12 protein-coding genes are annotated in these 15,739 nt (G+C 68.1%); 10 read left to right on the top strand and 2 right to left on the bottom strand.

Annotation, left to right across the window (positions count from 1 at the left end; all coding sequences use genetic code 11):
- Window positions 1–14: 14 nt before the first annotated feature.
- The gene (locus KHB019_RS04325) at window positions 15–1,268 is read left to right on the top strand and encodes a CDP-glycerol glycerophosphotransferase family protein (RefSeq protein WP_337458147.1); all 1,254 of its coding nucleotides are present in this window, start codon (window positions 15–17) and stop codon (window positions 1,266–1,268) included.
- Window positions 1,265–2,701 (top strand): CDP-glycerol glycerophosphotransferase family protein, encoded by a 1,437-nt coding sequence (locus KHB019_RS04320; RefSeq protein WP_337458146.1) that lies wholly within the window; start codon window positions 1,265–1,267, stop codon window positions 2,699–2,701. The genes KHB019_RS04325 and KHB019_RS04320 overlap by 4 nt, the downstream gene beginning before the upstream one ends.
- 5 nt (window positions 2,702–2,706) lie before the next feature.
- Here KHB019_RS04320 and KHB019_RS04315 read toward each other — a convergent pair whose 3' ends face one another.
- On the bottom strand, window positions 2,707–3,732 hold the full coding sequence (locus tag KHB019_RS04315) for a glycosyltransferase family 2 protein (protein ID WP_337458398.1): 1,026 nt from the start codon (window positions 3,730–3,732) through the stop codon (window positions 2,707–2,709).
- A gap of 97 nt (window positions 3,733–3,829) precedes the next feature.
- On the opposite strand from KHB019_RS04315, the gene KHB019_RS04310 reads away from it, so the two are divergent.
- The 6 genes from KHB019_RS04310 (at window position 3,830) to KHB019_RS04285 (ending at window position 9,935) form a co-directional block, all read left to right on the top strand.
- Entirely contained in the window at window positions 3,830–5,113 is a 1,284-nt protein-coding gene (locus tag KHB019_RS04310; protein WP_337458145.1) for a CDP-glycerol glycerophosphotransferase family protein, read from the top strand.
- A gap of 60 nt (window positions 5,114–5,173) precedes the next feature.
- A complete protein-coding gene (locus KHB019_RS04305) occupies window positions 5,174–5,938 on the top strand; it encodes a biotin--[acetyl-CoA-carboxylase] ligase (RefSeq protein WP_337458144.1) in 765 nt (254 codons plus the stop codon).
- 67 nt (window positions 5,939–6,005) lie between these two features.
- Window positions 6,006–6,560, top strand: a complete 555-nt coding sequence (locus KHB019_RS04300; protein WP_337458143.1) for a PH domain-containing protein — start codon at window positions 6,006–6,008, stop codon at window positions 6,558–6,560.
- A gap of 120 nt (window positions 6,561–6,680) precedes the next feature.
- Window positions 6,681–7,841 (top strand): 5-(carboxyamino)imidazole ribonucleotide synthase, encoded by a 1,161-nt coding sequence (locus tag KHB019_RS04295; protein ID WP_337458142.1) that lies wholly within the window; start codon window positions 6,681–6,683, stop codon window positions 7,839–7,841.
- A 169-nt stretch (window positions 7,842–8,010) separates the two neighbouring features.
- Window positions 8,011–8,478 carry a 5-(carboxyamino)imidazole ribonucleotide mutase gene (gene purE / locus KHB019_RS04290; RefSeq protein ID WP_325471543.1) on the top strand — a complete coding sequence of 156 codons (468 nt, stop codon included), beginning with the start codon at window positions 8,011–8,013 and terminating at the stop codon, window positions 8,476–8,478.
- On the top strand, window positions 8,475–9,935 hold the full coding sequence (locus tag KHB019_RS04285; RefSeq protein WP_337458141.1) for an LCP family glycopolymer transferase: 1,461 nt from the start codon (window positions 8,475–8,477) through the stop codon (window positions 9,933–9,935). The genes purE and KHB019_RS04285 overlap by 4 nt, the downstream gene beginning before the upstream one ends.
- Before the next feature lie 13 nt (window positions 9,936–9,948).
- Here the strand turns inward: KHB019_RS04285 and KHB019_RS04280 are convergent, their stop codons facing one another.
- Window positions 9,949–11,667: a DUF4012 domain-containing protein gene (locus KHB019_RS04280; protein WP_230102169.1), complete on the bottom strand. Its 1,719-nt coding sequence runs from the start codon at window positions 11,665–11,667 to the stop codon at window positions 9,949–9,951.
- A 124-nt stretch (window positions 11,668–11,791) separates the two neighbouring features.
- Here KHB019_RS04280 and KHB019_RS04275 point away from each other — a divergent pair, with 124 nt between their 5' ends.
- Both KHB019_RS04275 and KHB019_RS04270 read left to right on the top strand, forming a co-directional pair.
- The gene (locus KHB019_RS04275) at window positions 11,792–12,865 is read left to right on the top strand and encodes a glycosyltransferase (RefSeq protein WP_337458140.1); all 1,074 of its coding nucleotides are present in this window, start codon (window positions 11,792–11,794) and stop codon (window positions 12,863–12,865) included.
- Window positions 12,866–13,015: 150 nt separating this feature from the next.
- Complete coding sequence (locus KHB019_RS04270; protein ID WP_337458139.1) at window positions 13,016–15,709, top strand: LGFP repeat-containing protein; 2,694 nt, start codon at window positions 13,016–13,018, stop codon at window positions 15,707–15,709.
- The last annotated feature ends 30 nt before the right edge of the window (window positions 15,710–15,739 follow it).

Here is a 15,739-nt window from a genome sequence, read left to right as displayed (position 1 = left end):
GATAGGCTCGCGGGGTGGCGTCCTTCTCTTTCGGCTCCGGCAACGCGGCCAAGCTGCTGCGGATGCCGTTGTATGCCGCAGGACGCATAGGAACCCTCGTCGTTCCGCGCGGTCGCCGTTGGGTGTTCGGCTGCGGCGCGGGGATCGGTGACGGCGCGCTGGCGCTGTGGCGGGTCGCGACCGACGAGGGGCGCGATGCCGTCTGGCTCACGTCGTCGGACCGTGAGCGAACGGATGCTGCGCATCTCGGCATCCCGACGATCCCGAAGTCGTCGTTGCGCGGATGGTGGGCGACGGCGCGGGCCGGTGTGCTCGTCGTCACGCACGGTCAAGGCGATGTGAACCGCTACGCGACCTCGGGCGCTTTTCTCGTCCAGCTGTGGCACGGAATCCCGCTCAAGCGCATCGGTCTGGACTCCTCGGCCACGACCCAGGTCCCGGCTGTGCCCGGAGCTTCGCTGCTGCGCCGGCTCGTCGGGGTCCTGTACCGCAGCACCGCTCAGCGGATCTCGCTGATGCCCGCCGCATCCGATCGCTCCAGAGGGCGACTGGAATCCGCCTTCGCACTCGGTGGCGGCCGTGTCATCGTGACCGGAGAACCGCGCGTCGATGTGCTCTCGGCTGGCACGAGCGACGAGCGCCAGCAGGCGGCATCCGTTCTCCTCGAAGCGACCGCCGGCCCCATTCCGCCGAACGCCCGCACCGTCCTGTACGCGCCCACCTGGCGCGACGGGGCAGAGGACCCTGCCGTGCCGACGGCAGCGGACTGGGTGCGGATCATCGCTCTGCTCGAGCAGCAGAACGCGGTCCTGTTCGTGAGGTCGCATCCGCTGGGAGCCGGTTCCTACCAGCCACCGCTCCCGAGTGCCCGCGTGCGGATGCTCGGCTCGGATGTCCTCGCTGATGTGACGCCCGCGCTCCCCGGTATCGACGTGCTCATCACGGACTACTCGTCGATGGCGTACGACGTCGGACTGCTCGCGATGCCGGTGCTCTACCTCGCACCGGATGCCGCGGACTACGCGCGAACGCGTGGTTTCTACGGCCGCTACGAGGCGGTCACGGGCGGCAGCGCGGCCGCCGACTGGCCCGCGCTGATCGACCAGATCGAGAGCCTGCTGACCGATGAGCGGGCGTTCGCCGAGCGCTCCGAGCAGTCCGCTGCGCTCAGCGCTCGGATGCATGCCCATCGTGACGGTCGCAACACGCGGCGCGTGTACGACGCGATCCGCGCGCGGATGATCTCCGCGCCGAGAGGAGAACGATGACGACTGCCCGCATCGACGAGCAGGCCGAGCGACTGATCATCGCAGGGGTCGGACCCCGACCCGCGTCTGCGGTTCTGGCCGGCGCCCGTGCGCGCGTCGACGGTGTCATCACCGGGGGCGGGAAGACCTGGAAGGCGGCGTTCCCGCTTCGGGCGTCGCGGTGGGGTGGCGAGGAGCTTCCGCTGCCGTCAGGGTCGTACCGGCTGGCGGTCGACGCCGTCGATCTGTCGGCGATCGAATCGGAGGTGCGCCTGCTGCCGACGCTGCGGATCTCGATCCACCGCGCCGACGTCGAGATCGCGCCGCCGCTCGATCAGGAGAACGAGTCGCCAGGCGGGCAGGCGGCGCTCGAGGCGAGCTACGCCGCTCAGGCAGGCGGCGACGAGAACGCGGTGTTCTTCGAGAGCTTCTACGGACAGAGCGCAGGCTGCAATCCGCGTGCGATCGACCGTGAGCTCGCACGTCGAGCACCGGGCGTGACCCGGTACTGGAGCGTCGTCGACCTCTCGGTCCCCGTTCCCGAGGGTGCGGTGGCGATCGTCGAGGGGAGCCCGGAATGGTGGCGCGCGCGGGGAGCTGCCCGGCTGCTCATCGTCAACGACTGGCTGCGTCGACGGTTCGCGCGCAAAGCGGGCCAGAAGGTTCTGCAGACCTGGCACGGCACACCGCTGAAACGCCTGGCGCTGCACCGCCCCGGGTTCGACCCGCGGCGCATGGCCGCCGTGGTCAAGGAATCACGTCGTTGGGACGTGCTGCTCGCGCAGAACCTGTACGCCGAGCGCATCCTCAAGCGGGCCTACGCATTCTTCGGCAAGCCGATCTGGACCGACGGGTACCCGCGCAACGACATGCTCAGCACCGACGACGGCGCAGCCACGCGTGCGCAGCTCGGCATCGCGGAGGACGAGAAGGTGCTGCTGTACGCGCCGACGTGGCGTGACGACCGGTCGGAGATCGTCGACTTCGTGGATCCGCAGCTGCTCGCCGAGCAGACGGATGCCGTCGTTCTGGTGCGCGGCCACTCGCGGACGCTGCGACCCGGCAAGGACCACGGCGGAGCGCGGGTTATCGATGTGACGGGTTTCTCCGAGACGGCACGGCTCCTGAGCGTGGCCGATGCGCTGATCACGGACTACTCCTCGGTGATGTTCGACTTCAGCGTCACCGGCAAGCCGATGTACTTCCTCGTCCCCGACCTCGAGCACTACCGGGGGCAGCTGCGCGGCTTCTACTTCGACCTCGCTCAGCGCTCACCGGGCCCGCTGGTCGGCTCGCAGGACGAGCTCGTCGCCGCGGTGCTCGACGAGGGCGTGCCCGCGCAGTACGCCGAGCGATACGCCGCATGGCGGCGTCAGTTCAACGGCCTGGACGACGGTCACGCGGCGGAGCGCGTCGTCTCCCGATTGATCGATCTCGGGTACATCGACGGCTGAGTCGGCTACGGCAGCGGCGTGTTCCGGGTGCCCAGACGCGAAGCATCCACGGTGTCACGTGCGCCGCGCAGCACGCCGCTGATGAACCCCAGACCCCACGAGAGGTGCATCGTCGGCAGCACTGCCAGCGTCCAGAGCCGTTCTCTCGGGGTGCGCCCGCCTCCTGGCTTCAGGGCCATGACGGTGACGAGCAACGCGTAGGCGATGAGCGGCAGATAGACGATGGATGCCACGACCGAGGCGACCCAGCCGAGCACGCGGGTGAGCTGCAGAACTCCGACGATGAGCGCGAGTGCGACGTTCAGGACGAGCGCGGGTGGCGCGAAGAAGCGCAGGCCGTTGCTGCGGCCGTACCGGCGAACGAGTTCGCCGCGCCACGCGCCGGTCGCGCGGAACTGCCTGGCCAGACGCCACCAGCTCTCCCGTGGCCAGTAGGTGACGGACAGCTTCGGGTCCAGCCACACTTTGTACCCGGCCTGCCGGATGCGCAGGTTGAGTTCCCAGTCCTCGCCCCGTCGCACCGATTCGTCGAACAGACCGACTTCGTCGAGCACGGAGCGCCGCATGACCCCGAGGTAGGCGGACTCGGCTTCACCCTCGTGGGTCGTGCCGTGATACGCGCCGCCGCCGAGGCCGATCGGGGAGTTGTAGGCGCGTGCGACTGCCCGCTGGAACGGCGTGCGGCCGTCGGCGCGCATGACACCGCCGACGTTCGCCGCTCCGGTGCGCTCGAGCGTCGCCAGTGCACGCTCGGCGTACCCCGGTGCGAGTTCGGAGTGCGCGTCCACGCGGACGATGGTGGGGTAACGGCTCTCGCGGATGGCGGCGTTGAGGCCGACGGGGATGTGCGCCGCCGGGTTCTCCACGAGGCGGATGCGGTCGTCCTCCGCTGCCAGGCGTCGGGCGAGCTCCGTCGTGCCGTCCGTCGACGGCCCCAGCGCGAGGACGAGCTCGCTCGGCCCCGTCAGCTCCTGCGCGAGCACGGATGCCACCGCGTGCTCCAGATAGGCCCTCTCATTGAGCACGGGCATGACGAACGACACCCCGGTCGCAGGTGTTGTCGAATCGTGCTCTTCCACCCGTCGATCATGTCATGGCGCGCGCAGGCTCCATGCGTACTCTTGAGTGGTGAGTGGTGTCAGCGATGTCAAGAAGGCGTACCGGCTGCTGCGGAAGGCCCTGCGTTCGCGCAAGGCCGTGCAGCGCGTCCGTCGAACGCTCGCATCCCGCCCTGTCCACCCGGAGCAGCACTACAAGATCGCGGTCTATTTCGCCGACGGCGCGGTCAACATGTACCAGATGCGTCAGTGGTACCGCCCGCTGGCCGAGTTGCAGAAGCTGTGGCCGGTCGTGGTGCTCGCGCGCAATGCCAGCGGTGCGGAGAAGCTGATCGAAGAGGATGCTCCGCCGGTCGCCTTCGTCCCGACCGTCCGCGACCTCGAGCGATTCATCGCGAAGCAGGACATCCGCATCGTCCTCTACGTGAACCAGAACACCCGCAACTTCCAGATGTTCCGGTACGGCCGACGCTGGCACGTGTTCATCAACCACGGCGAGTCCGACAAGATGTACATGACCACGAACCAGTACAAGGCGTACGACTACGCGTTCGTCGCCGGCCAGGCTGCGCGCGACCGGCTCAGCCGCACGCTGTGGCACTACAACGTGGATGCCAGGACGATCGACATCGGGCGTCCGCAGGCCGACCACTATTCCGGCATCCTGCCCTACACGCCCGATGACCGGATCGTCGTTCTCTACGCGCCGACCTGGGAGGGCGACCGTCCGAGCGCCCATTACGGCTCGATAGCGACGCACGGCGAGACGCTCGTGAAGGGGCTGCTCGCCACAGGCCGGCACCGGGTCGTCTACCGGCCCCACCCGCGCAGCGGCGTGGTCGATGACGAATACGGCGCCGCGCACCGACGCATCATCACGGCGATCGCTGAGGCGAATGCGAACGACACGACGGCGAACCACATCTACGACGACGGGCCCGAGCTCGGCTGGCAGCTCGCCGCAGCCGACGTCGCGATCGTCGACATCTCGGCCATGGTCTACGACCGTCTCGCCTCCGGCAAGCCACTGATGATCACCCGACCTCTCGACGAGCGCGCCTCGATCGACACTGCGGGTTACCTCTCGGACTGCGAGTGGCTGACGGCGGACACGGCGGCCGACATCGTGGCCGAGGTCGACCGGGTCCGTGCTGACGACGAGGCGATCGCGAAGCTGCGCATGTGGGTTCAGCACTACTTCGGCGACACCGCCCCGGGCGTGGCGACCGCGAAGTTCCATGCGGCGATCGAGCAGCTCATGGCGTTGTGGGAGCGCTGGCGCGACCGTGAGATCGGCGCCATCACGCCCGACGAGGACGACGACGACGAAGAGGACAAGGACGACGAGCTCTGACGTGCCCTGACATCTGACGCGCCCCTGACGGAGGGGCGGTCGGATTCATAGACTGGTCGCATGGACTTTCCTCAGGCTTCGGCCGTGGCATCCCGTTTCGAGTACCTTGCCGAATCGGCGTCGACGAACGCGGCGATGCGCGTCCTGTCCAGCGATGCGGATGCATGGCCGCACCTGTCCGTCGTGCTCACGGACAACCAGACGGCTGGACGAGGGCGCCTCGACCGGTCCTGGGAGACGCCGGCAGGGAGCGCGCTCGCCATCTCGGTGCTGATCCGCGAGCTGCCGAGCGACCCTGAGGCGATGGGGTGGATCCCCCTGGTAGCCGGGCTCGCGATGGCGGATGCCGTCACGGTTCAGCTCGCGGATCATCAGGTGGGCGTGAAATGGCCCAACGACGTGCTCGTCGGCGATAAGAAGCTCTGCGGGATCCTGGCCGAGTCGACCGGATCGGCGATCGTGCTCGGCGCGGGTGTGAACACGGCGATGACGGCGGCCCAGCTGCCGGTGCCGACCGCGACGTCCTTCGCCGCGCTGGGCGCGGTGGCCGACGAAGACCGACTGATCGCGGACTACCTCCGTCGCCTGGACGGGCTGCTCTCCGCGCTCTCCGCGTGGGGCGATGCCGACCGCAGCGGGGTGCATTCCGCCGTCTCGGCGCGCTGCGTGACGCTCGGTCGCGAGGTGGAGGTGTCGTTGCCGGATGACTCGACGCTGCAGGGTACGGCTGTGAGGCTCGAACGCGATGGCCGGCTGTGCGTCGATGTCGACGGTGCTGAGAGGCTCATCTCGGCGGGTGACGTCGTGCACGCGCGGCTCGCCTGAAGCGAGGCCTGCCAGGACACGCCGTCACACGGCGGGAGATGTCTGCGACGGCAGGCACAATGGAGCCATGACCCAGCCAGTGACCCTCGGTGGTCGGCCCATGATGCCGCCGCCGGGAGCGCCTGCCGAAGAGCTGCTCATCGCGCGCTTCCGCAGCCAGGGGCGCGGGCTTTTCTGGTGCGCGCTGCTGCTGATCGCCGTGTGCGGGGCGACGGCGTTCTTCTACGACAACCTGCCTGCCGGATTCGAGAACTGGATGCTGCTCGCAGCCGCCGGTGCGCTCATCCTCGTGGGTGTCGTCGTCCCGTACTCGGTCTGGCTCTCACGCACTTACACTCTGACCACTCGCCGCGTGATCGTCCGCCAGGGCATGGGGGCGCGCCAGCGGCGGGAGATGTCGCATGTGCGCGGGTACTCGATCGGTGTGCGCCGCGGCATCCCGCAGCGCATGTGGGGTGCGGGAACGATCACGTTGACGAACGGCCTGGATGCGCCGTTGCGCCTGGTGAACATCCCGCACGTGACGCTGGTGCACGAGGCTCTCGCCGACCAGATCGAGGTGAACCAGATCCTCGCTCACCGCGACGCGCAGACGATGGGCGACACCGATCCTGTCGCCTGACGCACGCGCACGGTTTCCTGTGCTGGGGGCGTTGAGCGAGCCTGCTCCTGCGGATCGTTGAGCGAGCGCAGCGAGACGAAACGGCCTGAGTGACCGCAGGGAGTCGAAGCCGTTCGTCCGGTGCGAGACAATAGGACCCGACGAACGGAGAACCACATGGCGTTGCGCATCGGTGTGATCGGCGGCGGACAGCTCGCCCGGATGATGATCGCCCCGGCGGTCGAACTCGGCATCGAGATCCGCGTGCTCGCCGAGTCCGATGGCATGTCGGCGCAACTGGCGGCGACGGCGGTCGGGGACTACCGCGATCTCGACACGGTGCGCGCCTTCGCGAAGGACGTCGACGTGATCACGTTCGATCACGAGCATGTGCCGCAGGAAGTGCTTCGGGCCCTGGTGGCCGACGGCGCAGCCGTGCACCCGGGACCCGATGCCTTGCGGTACGCGCAGGACAAGCTCGACATGCGCGCTCGTCTTGCCGAACTCGATGTTCCCCAGCCCGACTGGGCGCGGGTGACGGATGCCGACGAACTGCAGGCCTTTCTGGACGACCACGGCGGCCGTGCCGTCGTGAAGACACCGCGCGGCGGTTACGACGGCAAGGGCGTGCGGGTCGTGCGATCGGCGGACGACGCCGCGGACTGGTTCGCGCAGACGGAGGCCGGCGATGCGCTGCTCGTGGAGGAGCTCGTGTCCTTCCGGCGCGAGCTCGCGCAGCAGATCGCGCGCCGGCCGAGCGGGCAGATGGTCGCCTATCCGGTCGTCGAGACCGTGCAGCGCGACGGCGTGTGTGCCGAGGTGTTCGCCCCGGCACCCGGCGCGGGGGATCGGTTGGCGCAGGTGGCCGAGGGGATCGGCCGGCTGATCGCGGAGGGCCTCGGGGTGACCGGGATGCTCGCGGTCGAGCTGTTCGAGACCGATGACGAGCGGATCCTCGTGAACGAGCTGGCGATGCGTCCGCACAACAGCGGCCATTGGAGCCAGGACGGCGCCGTCACAGGGCAGTTCGAACAGCACCTCAGGGCCGTGGCCGATCTGCCGCTCGGCGATGCATCACCGACCGCCGAGTGGGCGACGATGGTCAACATCCTCGGCGGCCCGGCCGACGGCACCTTCGAGAGCCGTTTCGAGGCGGCGATGTCCGAGCATCCTGACGCGAAGATCCACACGTACGGCAAGGCTGCGCGTCCCGGGCGCAAGGTCGGACACGTCAACGTCTCGGGTGACGACCTCGACGACATCGTGTACAAGGCCCGCGCCGCCGCCGCACATTTCGCCTGACACGAGCGGGCGGTCGTTGAGCGAGCAACGCGAGACGAAACGGGTTGAGCGGGGCGCAGCCGAGTCGAAACCGCGCGCGCCGTTCAGTCGATCATCGGCGACCAGAAAGTAGCCTGGGTTGGTGACTGAGCAACTGCACTCCTCCAGCGTGCCCGTCGTCGGCGTCGTGATGGGGTCCGACTCCGACTGGCGCGTGATGAGCGACGCCTCCCAGGCGCTCACCGACTTCGGCATCCCGCACGAGATCGAGGTCGTCTCGGCGCACCGGACGCCGGACAAGCTCATGTCTTATGCGCGCGAGGCGCGATCACGCGGCATCCGGGTCATCATCGCCGGCGCAGGCGGTGCAGCGCACCTGCCAGGAATGGTCGCCTCGATGACGCCGTTGCCCGTGATCGGCGTCCCCGTGCCGCTGGCGTACCTGGACGGTATGGACTCTCTGCTGTCGATCGTGCAGATGCCGGCCGGCATCCCCGTCGCGACGGTGTCGATCGGCGGTGCTCGCAATGCCGGGATCCTCGCTGCCCGCATCCTCGGAGCGGCGGATGCCGCGATCGCGGACAGTCTCGAGGACTACGCGAAGACCCTCGAGTCGCAGGTGGCGGAGAAGAACGAGCGGCTGAAGGATTCCCTGTGACCCTTGCCGCACCGCGCGCGACAGCGGGCGTCGGCCGCCGGCTGATCGAGCCGCGGCCGCTGCGCAACCCCGACAGCGCCGATCCGGCGTTCATGGGCCGGCGCGGCTGGTGGCTGGTCGCGATGAACGTCCTGGTGCCCGGTTCTGCGCAGATCCTCGCGGGGCGCAATCGCAAGCTCGGAAGGTTCGGCCTCGGGGCGACGCTGTTCGGGTGGCTGCTGGTTCTCGTGGCTGCCGGCATCGCACTGTTCGCGCGTTCCACACTCGTGTGGCTCGTGAGCGGTCCGCTGTCGTGGGGCGTGCTGACGCTCGTGCAGGTGCTGCTCATCGGGTATTTCGTGTTGTGGCTGGTGCTCACGACCGATACGTTGCGGCTGGTGCGTCTGGTGAAGGTGCCGCCGGTCTCGCGGTGGGCGATTCCGATCGCGTCACTGCTCGTGCTTGCGCTCGTCGGCGGGGGCGCGCTGTACGCAGCCAGTGCGGCAGCATCCGGCCGCGGTGCCCTCGGAGACATTTTCGCCAACAGCGGTCCGAGCGTCGAGCCCAGCGACGGGTACTACAACATCCTGCTCCTCGGGGCCGACAGCGGTGACGGACGCGACTCCATGCGCTTCGACAGCATCTCTGTCGCGTCGATCAACGCGGACACCGGAGCTGTGACGATCTTCGGCATCCCGCGTGAATTGCCGCACCCGCCGTTCAGTGACGGCAGCCCGATGCAAGAGCTGTACCCGGACGGATTCCAGGGTCAGTCATCGGCGACCTGCGGATGGAACGGCTGGGTGAATCACATCCGCTACGCCGCCGAGGTCTGCCGTGAGGACGAGGGCGCGAGCCTGTATCCGGATGCGGCCGCCCACGGCTCCGCTCCGGGGATCGAAGCGACCAAGGACGCCGCAGAGGGGATCCTCGGCATTCAGATCCCGTACTACGTCTTCATCGACATGCACGGGTTCGCCGACATGATCGACGCGCTCGGCGGCGTCGACATCAACGTCACGGAGCGGCTGCCCAAGGGTGGACCGCCCGAGGGCTGGACCGGCAACGATGTCAATGAATGGGCGATCGGCTGGATCGAACCAGGGCAGCAGCACATGAACGGCGACACCGCTCAGTGGTACGCCCGGTCGCGCTACACCACGAGCGACTGGGATCGCATGGAGCGGCAGCGCGAGCTGCAGGTCGCGATGCTGAAGCAGTTCACACCGCAGAACGTGCTGTCGCGGTTCAACGAGATCGCGGCCGCCGGCACGGTTCTCATCGACACCGACCTCCCCAAGGACAAGCTGCCGGAGTTCTTCGACCTGATGATGAAGGCCAAGGAGCAGCCGGTCACATCGATCGAGTTGACCCCGGCTAGCGGTGTCGACGAGTTCGAGCCGGACTACGCCCACATCCGTGAACTGGCGCAGGAGACGCTGCATCCGCCGACGGCCACGCCGACGCCGACGCCGTAGGTTGGGCGGCGATTCAGCCGCAGTCGACGTCCGCCCGGACGACGTCCGGTGACGCGAGGAGCGGTGTGTGGTGGACGCGTGCGACTCGTTCGCCTGCGCCACCGCCGGTGAAGGTGGCGGTGACGGTCGTCGATTCGCCGGGGGATACCGTCACATCCTGCTGGACGACAGGGCGGGCGCCCAGCATCGCCGTCGTCGCCCCGCCGCGAACAGTCGATCCGTCCGGCCCGTAGACGGCGATGAGCGTTCGGATGTCACCCGGGGCGCCGTCAGCCGGTGCTGGCGCTGCGGCCGCGATGCCTTCAGGGACCTCGCTCGTCCACGTCACGCGCACCTGAGTCGTGGGTGCGCCTTCGCACGTGCCGATGGCCGTGCTGATCGTCGCGTCGGCGTACGCGCCGAGAGGCGCTCCGGTCCGGTCGTTGAACAGCACCCCGATGTCGGACGCGCTCTCGCCGTCGGTCGGCGGTGCGCCGGCGAGACTGGATGCGGCGAGCAGTTCTTGCTCCTCGGGGCGGGCGCTCCAGACACGAATGCGGTCGTCGGTCGCGGCTCCGCTGAGAGCTGCGAGCACGGCGGCCGGCTCCTGAGAGGACAGCGCGGCTGTGAGGACGGCAGTCGCGGCATGCGCGAATGCAGCATCCTGTGCTCTGGGATCGGCCGCAGTCGCCGGCACCTCGGCGGTGAGGATGGAGACGAGTGACCGGTCGGTCGCGCTGAATCCATCGAAGGTCACGCCGCCTGTGGCCGCGAGGATCCTGCGCATGGTCTCGATATCGACCGCCACGACACCGTCGACCTTGCCGCCGAACGCGTCCTGCCATCGCTGAGCCAGGTGCTCCCCGGCCAGGGAGAACTCCGGGATGCTCGTCAGATCGCGCGCCACGCGACCAGGGGCGTCGCCGAACAGTGCGACCACCGCATCATCCGTCGGGGCGGGATCCTTCAACGAGGGAAGATCGTGTCCGGTCATGGCGCGGTCGATGGAGATCGCTCCATCATCGGCGCTGACCAGGACGAGGGCTGCGATCGCACCGCCCTGCGAGCGCAGCTCGGCGTTGTTCTGCACCGCGATGAGGTAGGTGCGCGGTTCGGAGCCACCGAGCATGCCCGGCAGCAGCAGGGACGCATCGTGCAGCGCCCCCACGTTGGATGCCGCGTCGCGGAGGAGAGCTTTGGCCTCGCGCACCGCATCCGCGATCGGGGGAAGAGAGACCTCGGCGTCGATGAGGCGCGCCCGAGCGTTCGCGCCTGCCAGTGCCGAGGCGGCGTCTGCGAGGGGCTCGGCGATGGTCGGCAGTGTGGTCAGGTCGATCCGGCTCCCGGCGAACCCCAGCGTCGCCAGGTCGACGTCGGGGGCGAGGGCGACGATCGGCGCGACGGCGTCGTCCGCGACGTCGTCGGCGATCTCGGCGACCTCGCGGACGGCGGTGAGGTTCTGGCCCAGCCAGGGGATGAACTCGAAGCCTCGCCAGATCGGGTCGGAGGTGAGGTCGTGGGCGAGGGCGGCATGGTCCGCGATGCGGGGTGCGATCCGCTCGGCGCGTTCGTAGGCGCGTTCGTCGATCGCGCTGCGCAGCTGGGCCGCGGAATGGCGGAGGTTCTGGAGCTCGCTGAACGCGCCGAAGCCGCGGACGACCACCCAGCTGACCGCGAACACGATGACCACGGCGACCACGGCGATGGTCCACCCGGCCCAACGCCGTCGTGTCGGCAGTCGCCCGTCGCTCATGACTGCATTCAAGCACGTCGCGGCGTGCTGCCGATGTTCGCGATTCGGGTTCAGCCCGGTCCCTGGGGCGTCGAAGGGTGAGGCGATCCGTGTAACCGCTCGTCTGCGCGATTACGCTGTGCACATGAGTGCTGAGCTGCGCGTCGTCCTCGACCAGATCGCGAGCGTCGTCGACGTCGATCAGGCCGGCGCGGCACGCGATCTCGTCGTCGGGCTCGTCGAGACCGCACCGAAGGACTGCACAGTGGAGGTCATCGTCCCCTCCGGCTCGGCGGCTGAGATCGACGGCGTCGCCTCCGTGCACGCGTTGGGCCTCCGCCGACGCGAACTCGCGGCGTCCTGGCAACTCGGTCTGGTCTCCGGCGTCGGTGGAGGACTGATCCACGCGCCGTCCTTGATGGCACCGCTCGCCAAGCACGACCGAGTGCATGATCACGATCAGACGGCGATCACCGTGTGGGATCTGAATGCGTGGGAGGCGCCGCAGACGCTGTCCAAGTCCGCGGTGGCCTGGCAGCGCGGGATGCTGCGGCGAGCGGCGAAGCATGCCGATGCCGTGGTCGTGCCTTCGCACGCGATGGCGGAGCGGATCGGAGAGCTCGCGAAGCTCGGCGATCGGGTGCGGGTGATCGCCGGCGCCCCGCCCACCGGTTTCGCTGTTCCGGTCGATGCCGGTGCGCGCAGGGGTGAACTGTCTCTGCCGTCGCGCTATGTGGTGCTGACCGGGACTGCCGGCGAGCTGCAGTCCGGCTTCCGGGCCGCGGCCGCAGCCGACATCGATGCGGTCGTGCTGGATGTCGCTGAGGGAGCAGAGCCGCGGCTCGCCGACGCAGCCTCGGCCGCCGGCCTGCCGGAGCGACGCGCGCACATCCGCGGCACGCTGTCGCTCGAGGACCGGGCCGCGGTGCTCGGAGCGGCTTCCGCTCTGGTGGCGACCAGCGAACGGTCCGCGTGGCCATGGCGGGCGATGGAGGCTCTGACCCTGGGAGTTCCGATCGTCGCTGCTGCCAGCGGTGGGCATCGCGACGCGATCGCTGAAGGCGGGATGCTCGTGTCTTCCGACGAGATCGCGGATGCGGTGGTGGATGCCGTGGCTGCGGGGGAGCGGCGGCTCAGGGTGCTCGCAAGCGACAGAGCGAAGGCGTTCTCGTGGGCGAGTTCGGCGGAGCGCGTGTGGGCGCTGCACGCCGATCTTTGACGCATTTTGTGCGGGTTCGGAGCCTGCACGCTGGCTGACAGTTCGTGCGACACGCCGGTTTCTTATGCGGATCTATGAATCCCAGTGGCATCATCTCGCAACTTCAGTCACACTAGTCACATGTCTCGTCGTGCCCAACGCTCCGGATCCGTGCGTCACCGTACTCGGTTCCTGACCGTATTCGTCGCCGCCATCGCCGTCGTCATCGGCACGGTCGCGCCGCTTGAGTCGGCGACGGCGTCTGCAGCGATGTCCGCGTCGACGAGCCTCGCGCGGTCGACGGGCGATGTGGCGCAGACGGGCATGGTCAAGACGTCGCTTGCCGGGTTCAATCCCGGCAACATCATCAGCGATGCGATGTTCACGAACTCGGGCACGATGACCGAGGCGCAGATCCAGTCGTTCCTGAACGGGAAAGTCGCGAAGTGCGTCGTCGGCAAGGACGAGGACGGTCTGCCGTTCGTCTGCCTCAAGGACTTGAAAGTACCGACGCAGTCGAAGGCGGCCGACATGTACTGCTCGGCGTACGCAGGCGCTTCGAGTGAGCCAGCGGCGCGGATTCTCTACAAGGTGGCTCGCGCCTGCAACATCAATCCGCAGGTGCTGATCGTCATGCTCCAGAAGGAGCAGGGTCTCGTGAACCACGTGTGGCCGAGCAACTGGCGATACAACAAGGCGATGGGCCAGGCGTGCCCGGATACGGCACCCTGCGACACGGCATTCGCCGGCTTCTTCGCGCAGGTGTACGGCGCTGCGCGCCAGATGCAGATCTACATGGAGGGCAAGTACTTCCAGTGGTACAAGGCCGGCAGGACCTGGCCGGTGCTCTACCACCCGAATGCCTCCTGCGGTACGGCGCCCGTGTATATCGCGAACAAGGCGACAGAGGCCCTTTACTACTACACGCCGTACCAGCCCAACGCGGCAGCGCTGAAGGCGGGTTACGGGACGGGCGACGGCTGCTCGAGCTATGGCAACCGAAACTTCTACAACTACTTCACCGACTGGTTCGGGTCGACGCAGACCCCGGCGATCACACCCACCGGAGCCATCGCCACCGAGTGGAAGCGCATGGGCGGCGCTTCGGGCGCGCTGGGGAAGCCCGCTGCGGTAGTGCAGGCCGTAACGGACCCGAACGGCAACGGGTTCGCGCAGAAGTTCGCGGGAGGTTGGATCCACTCATCCGCGGCGGGGACGTTCTCCTCACTGACGCCGATCATGACGGCTTACAGCGCGGCCGGCTGGTTGCGTGGAAGCCTCGGATGGCCGCTCTCGCAGACGGCCTGCGCCAACGGCTCCTGCACGCAATTGTTCGACGGTGGGATCATCTCCTACGCGAGCGGAAAACCAGCGACGACGACTCTCGGCCTCACAGAGCGGTCGTTGTATGCGGCATCCCCCGGGCTGAGCACTGTCGGAGCGATGGTCGGCGAACTGCAGGTGGTGGGTGACCCGAACGGCGGGGGGCTCGCTCAGAAGTATCAGAACGGGTGGATGCATGCCTCCTCTTCAGGAGCGTTCTGGTCATCGACGGGCATCATGACCGGCTACAGCCGCGCCGGGTGGCTTCGCGGTTTCCTCGGCTGGCCGATCAAGGCGGAGCAGATCGTTAGCGATCCGAATGGGAACGGTGTCGCGCAGGAGTTCCAAGGCGGCTGGGTGCACTCTTCAACCGCAGGCACGTTCAGTTCGTCGACCGAGATGATGAAGGCTTATAGCGCTGCCGGCTGGGTGCGCGGACAGCTCGGCTGGCCGACGAGCGACGAGGCGTGCACCGGGCAGGCGTGTGCCCAGGCCTTCACCAAGGGTGTGATCGGATACGTCAAGGGCCAGGGCGCCGTCACGAAGATCGGCGTCACACCCGCAGCGATGAAGACGGCCGCCACCCAACAGGTGAACGTGACGAAGTCGCTCGGTGCCGCACAGGCACCGCTCCAGGTGATCGCGGATCCGAACGGCAGCGGGCTGGCTCAGAAGTTCGCGAACGGATGGGTGCACTCCTCGGATAAGGGAACGTTCGTCTCCTCGACGAGCGTCATGACCGCGTACAGCTCCGCTGGGTGGTTGCGTGGCACGCTCGGCTGGCCCACGGGGATCGAGACCTGCTCTGGAACGCTGTGCTCTCAGCCGTTCGAAGGGGGCACGATCGCCTACTCGCCCGGCAAACCCGCTGTCGCGTTGCATGGCATCGCTGCCCAGGCGTTTGCAACGCTCCGATCCCCGCAGGCGACCGGTATCGGTGCTGCGGCTGCTGGCGTCCAGGTCGTGAAGGACCCGAACGGAAACGGGCTCGCTCGCAAGTACGCGGCAGGATGGCTGCATGCCTCGGATCGAGGAACGTTCTCGTCGAGCCTCAGAATCATGACCGGCTACAGCGCTGCGGGCTGGCTTCGTGGTTCGCTGGGGTGGCCGGTGAAGGCTGAGCAGACTGTGACCGATCCGAAGGGCAATGGTGTCGCTCAGGAGTTCGAGGGTGGCTGGATCCACTCGTCGAACGCAGGCACGTACGCGTCCTCCAGCAAGATCATGGCAGGGTACAGCGCGGCGGGCTGGGTGCGTGGCGACCTGGGCTGGCCGGTGAAGGCCGAGCAGGTCGTGACCGACCGCAACGGCAATGGCGTCGCCCAGTCGTTCCAGGGCGGTTGGGTGCATTCATCGGCCGCAGGAACGTTCGCATCGTCGTCGACCGTGATGAAGGCGTACAGCGCGGCCGGATGGCTGCGGGGCAAGCTCGGATGGCCGACGGGAGCCGAGACCTGCTCCGGGACAACGTGCTCGCAGACGTTCACAGGCGGCACGATCTCGTACTCTCCTGGCAAGCCGGCGGTCACCACCTTCAAGTGAGGGTGAGCGGCTGCGATGGCTAGACTGGGA

The organism is Microbacterium sp. KHB019 (assembly GCF_037285405.1).
Classification (GTDB): domain Bacteria; phylum Actinomycetota; class Actinomycetes; order Actinomycetales; family Microbacteriaceae; genus Microbacterium.
The sequence above is the reverse complement of the archived record's forward strand: the minus strand, read 5'-3'. Positions and strand labels throughout refer to the sequence as shown.

Coding starts and splice junctions, on each gene's coding strand:
- KHB019_RS04280 (WP_230102169.1), bottom strand. CDS start 11,667: ATGAGCGACGGGCGACTGCCGACACGACGGCGTTGGGCCGGGTGGACC.
- KHB019_RS04305 (WP_337458144.1), top strand. CDS start 5,174: ATGGACTTTCCTCAGGCTTCGGCCGTGGCATCCCGTTTCGAGTACCTT.
- purE (WP_325471543.1), top strand. CDS start 8,011: ATGGGGTCCGACTCCGACTGGCGCGTGATGAGCGACGCCTCCCAGGCG.
- KHB019_RS04275 (WP_337458140.1), top strand. CDS start 11,792: ATGAGTGCTGAGCTGCGCGTCGTCCTCGACCAGATCGCGAGCGTCGTC.
- KHB019_RS04315 (WP_337458398.1), bottom strand. CDS start 3,732: ATGCCCGTGCTCAATGAGAGGGCCTATCTGGAGCACGCGGTGGCATCC.
- KHB019_RS04300 (WP_337458143.1), top strand. CDS start 6,006: ATGACCCAGCCAGTGACCCTCGGTGGTCGGCCCATGATGCCGCCGCCG.
- KHB019_RS04320 (WP_337458146.1), top strand. CDS start 1,265: ATGACGACTGCCCGCATCGACGAGCAGGCCGAGCGACTGATCATCGCA.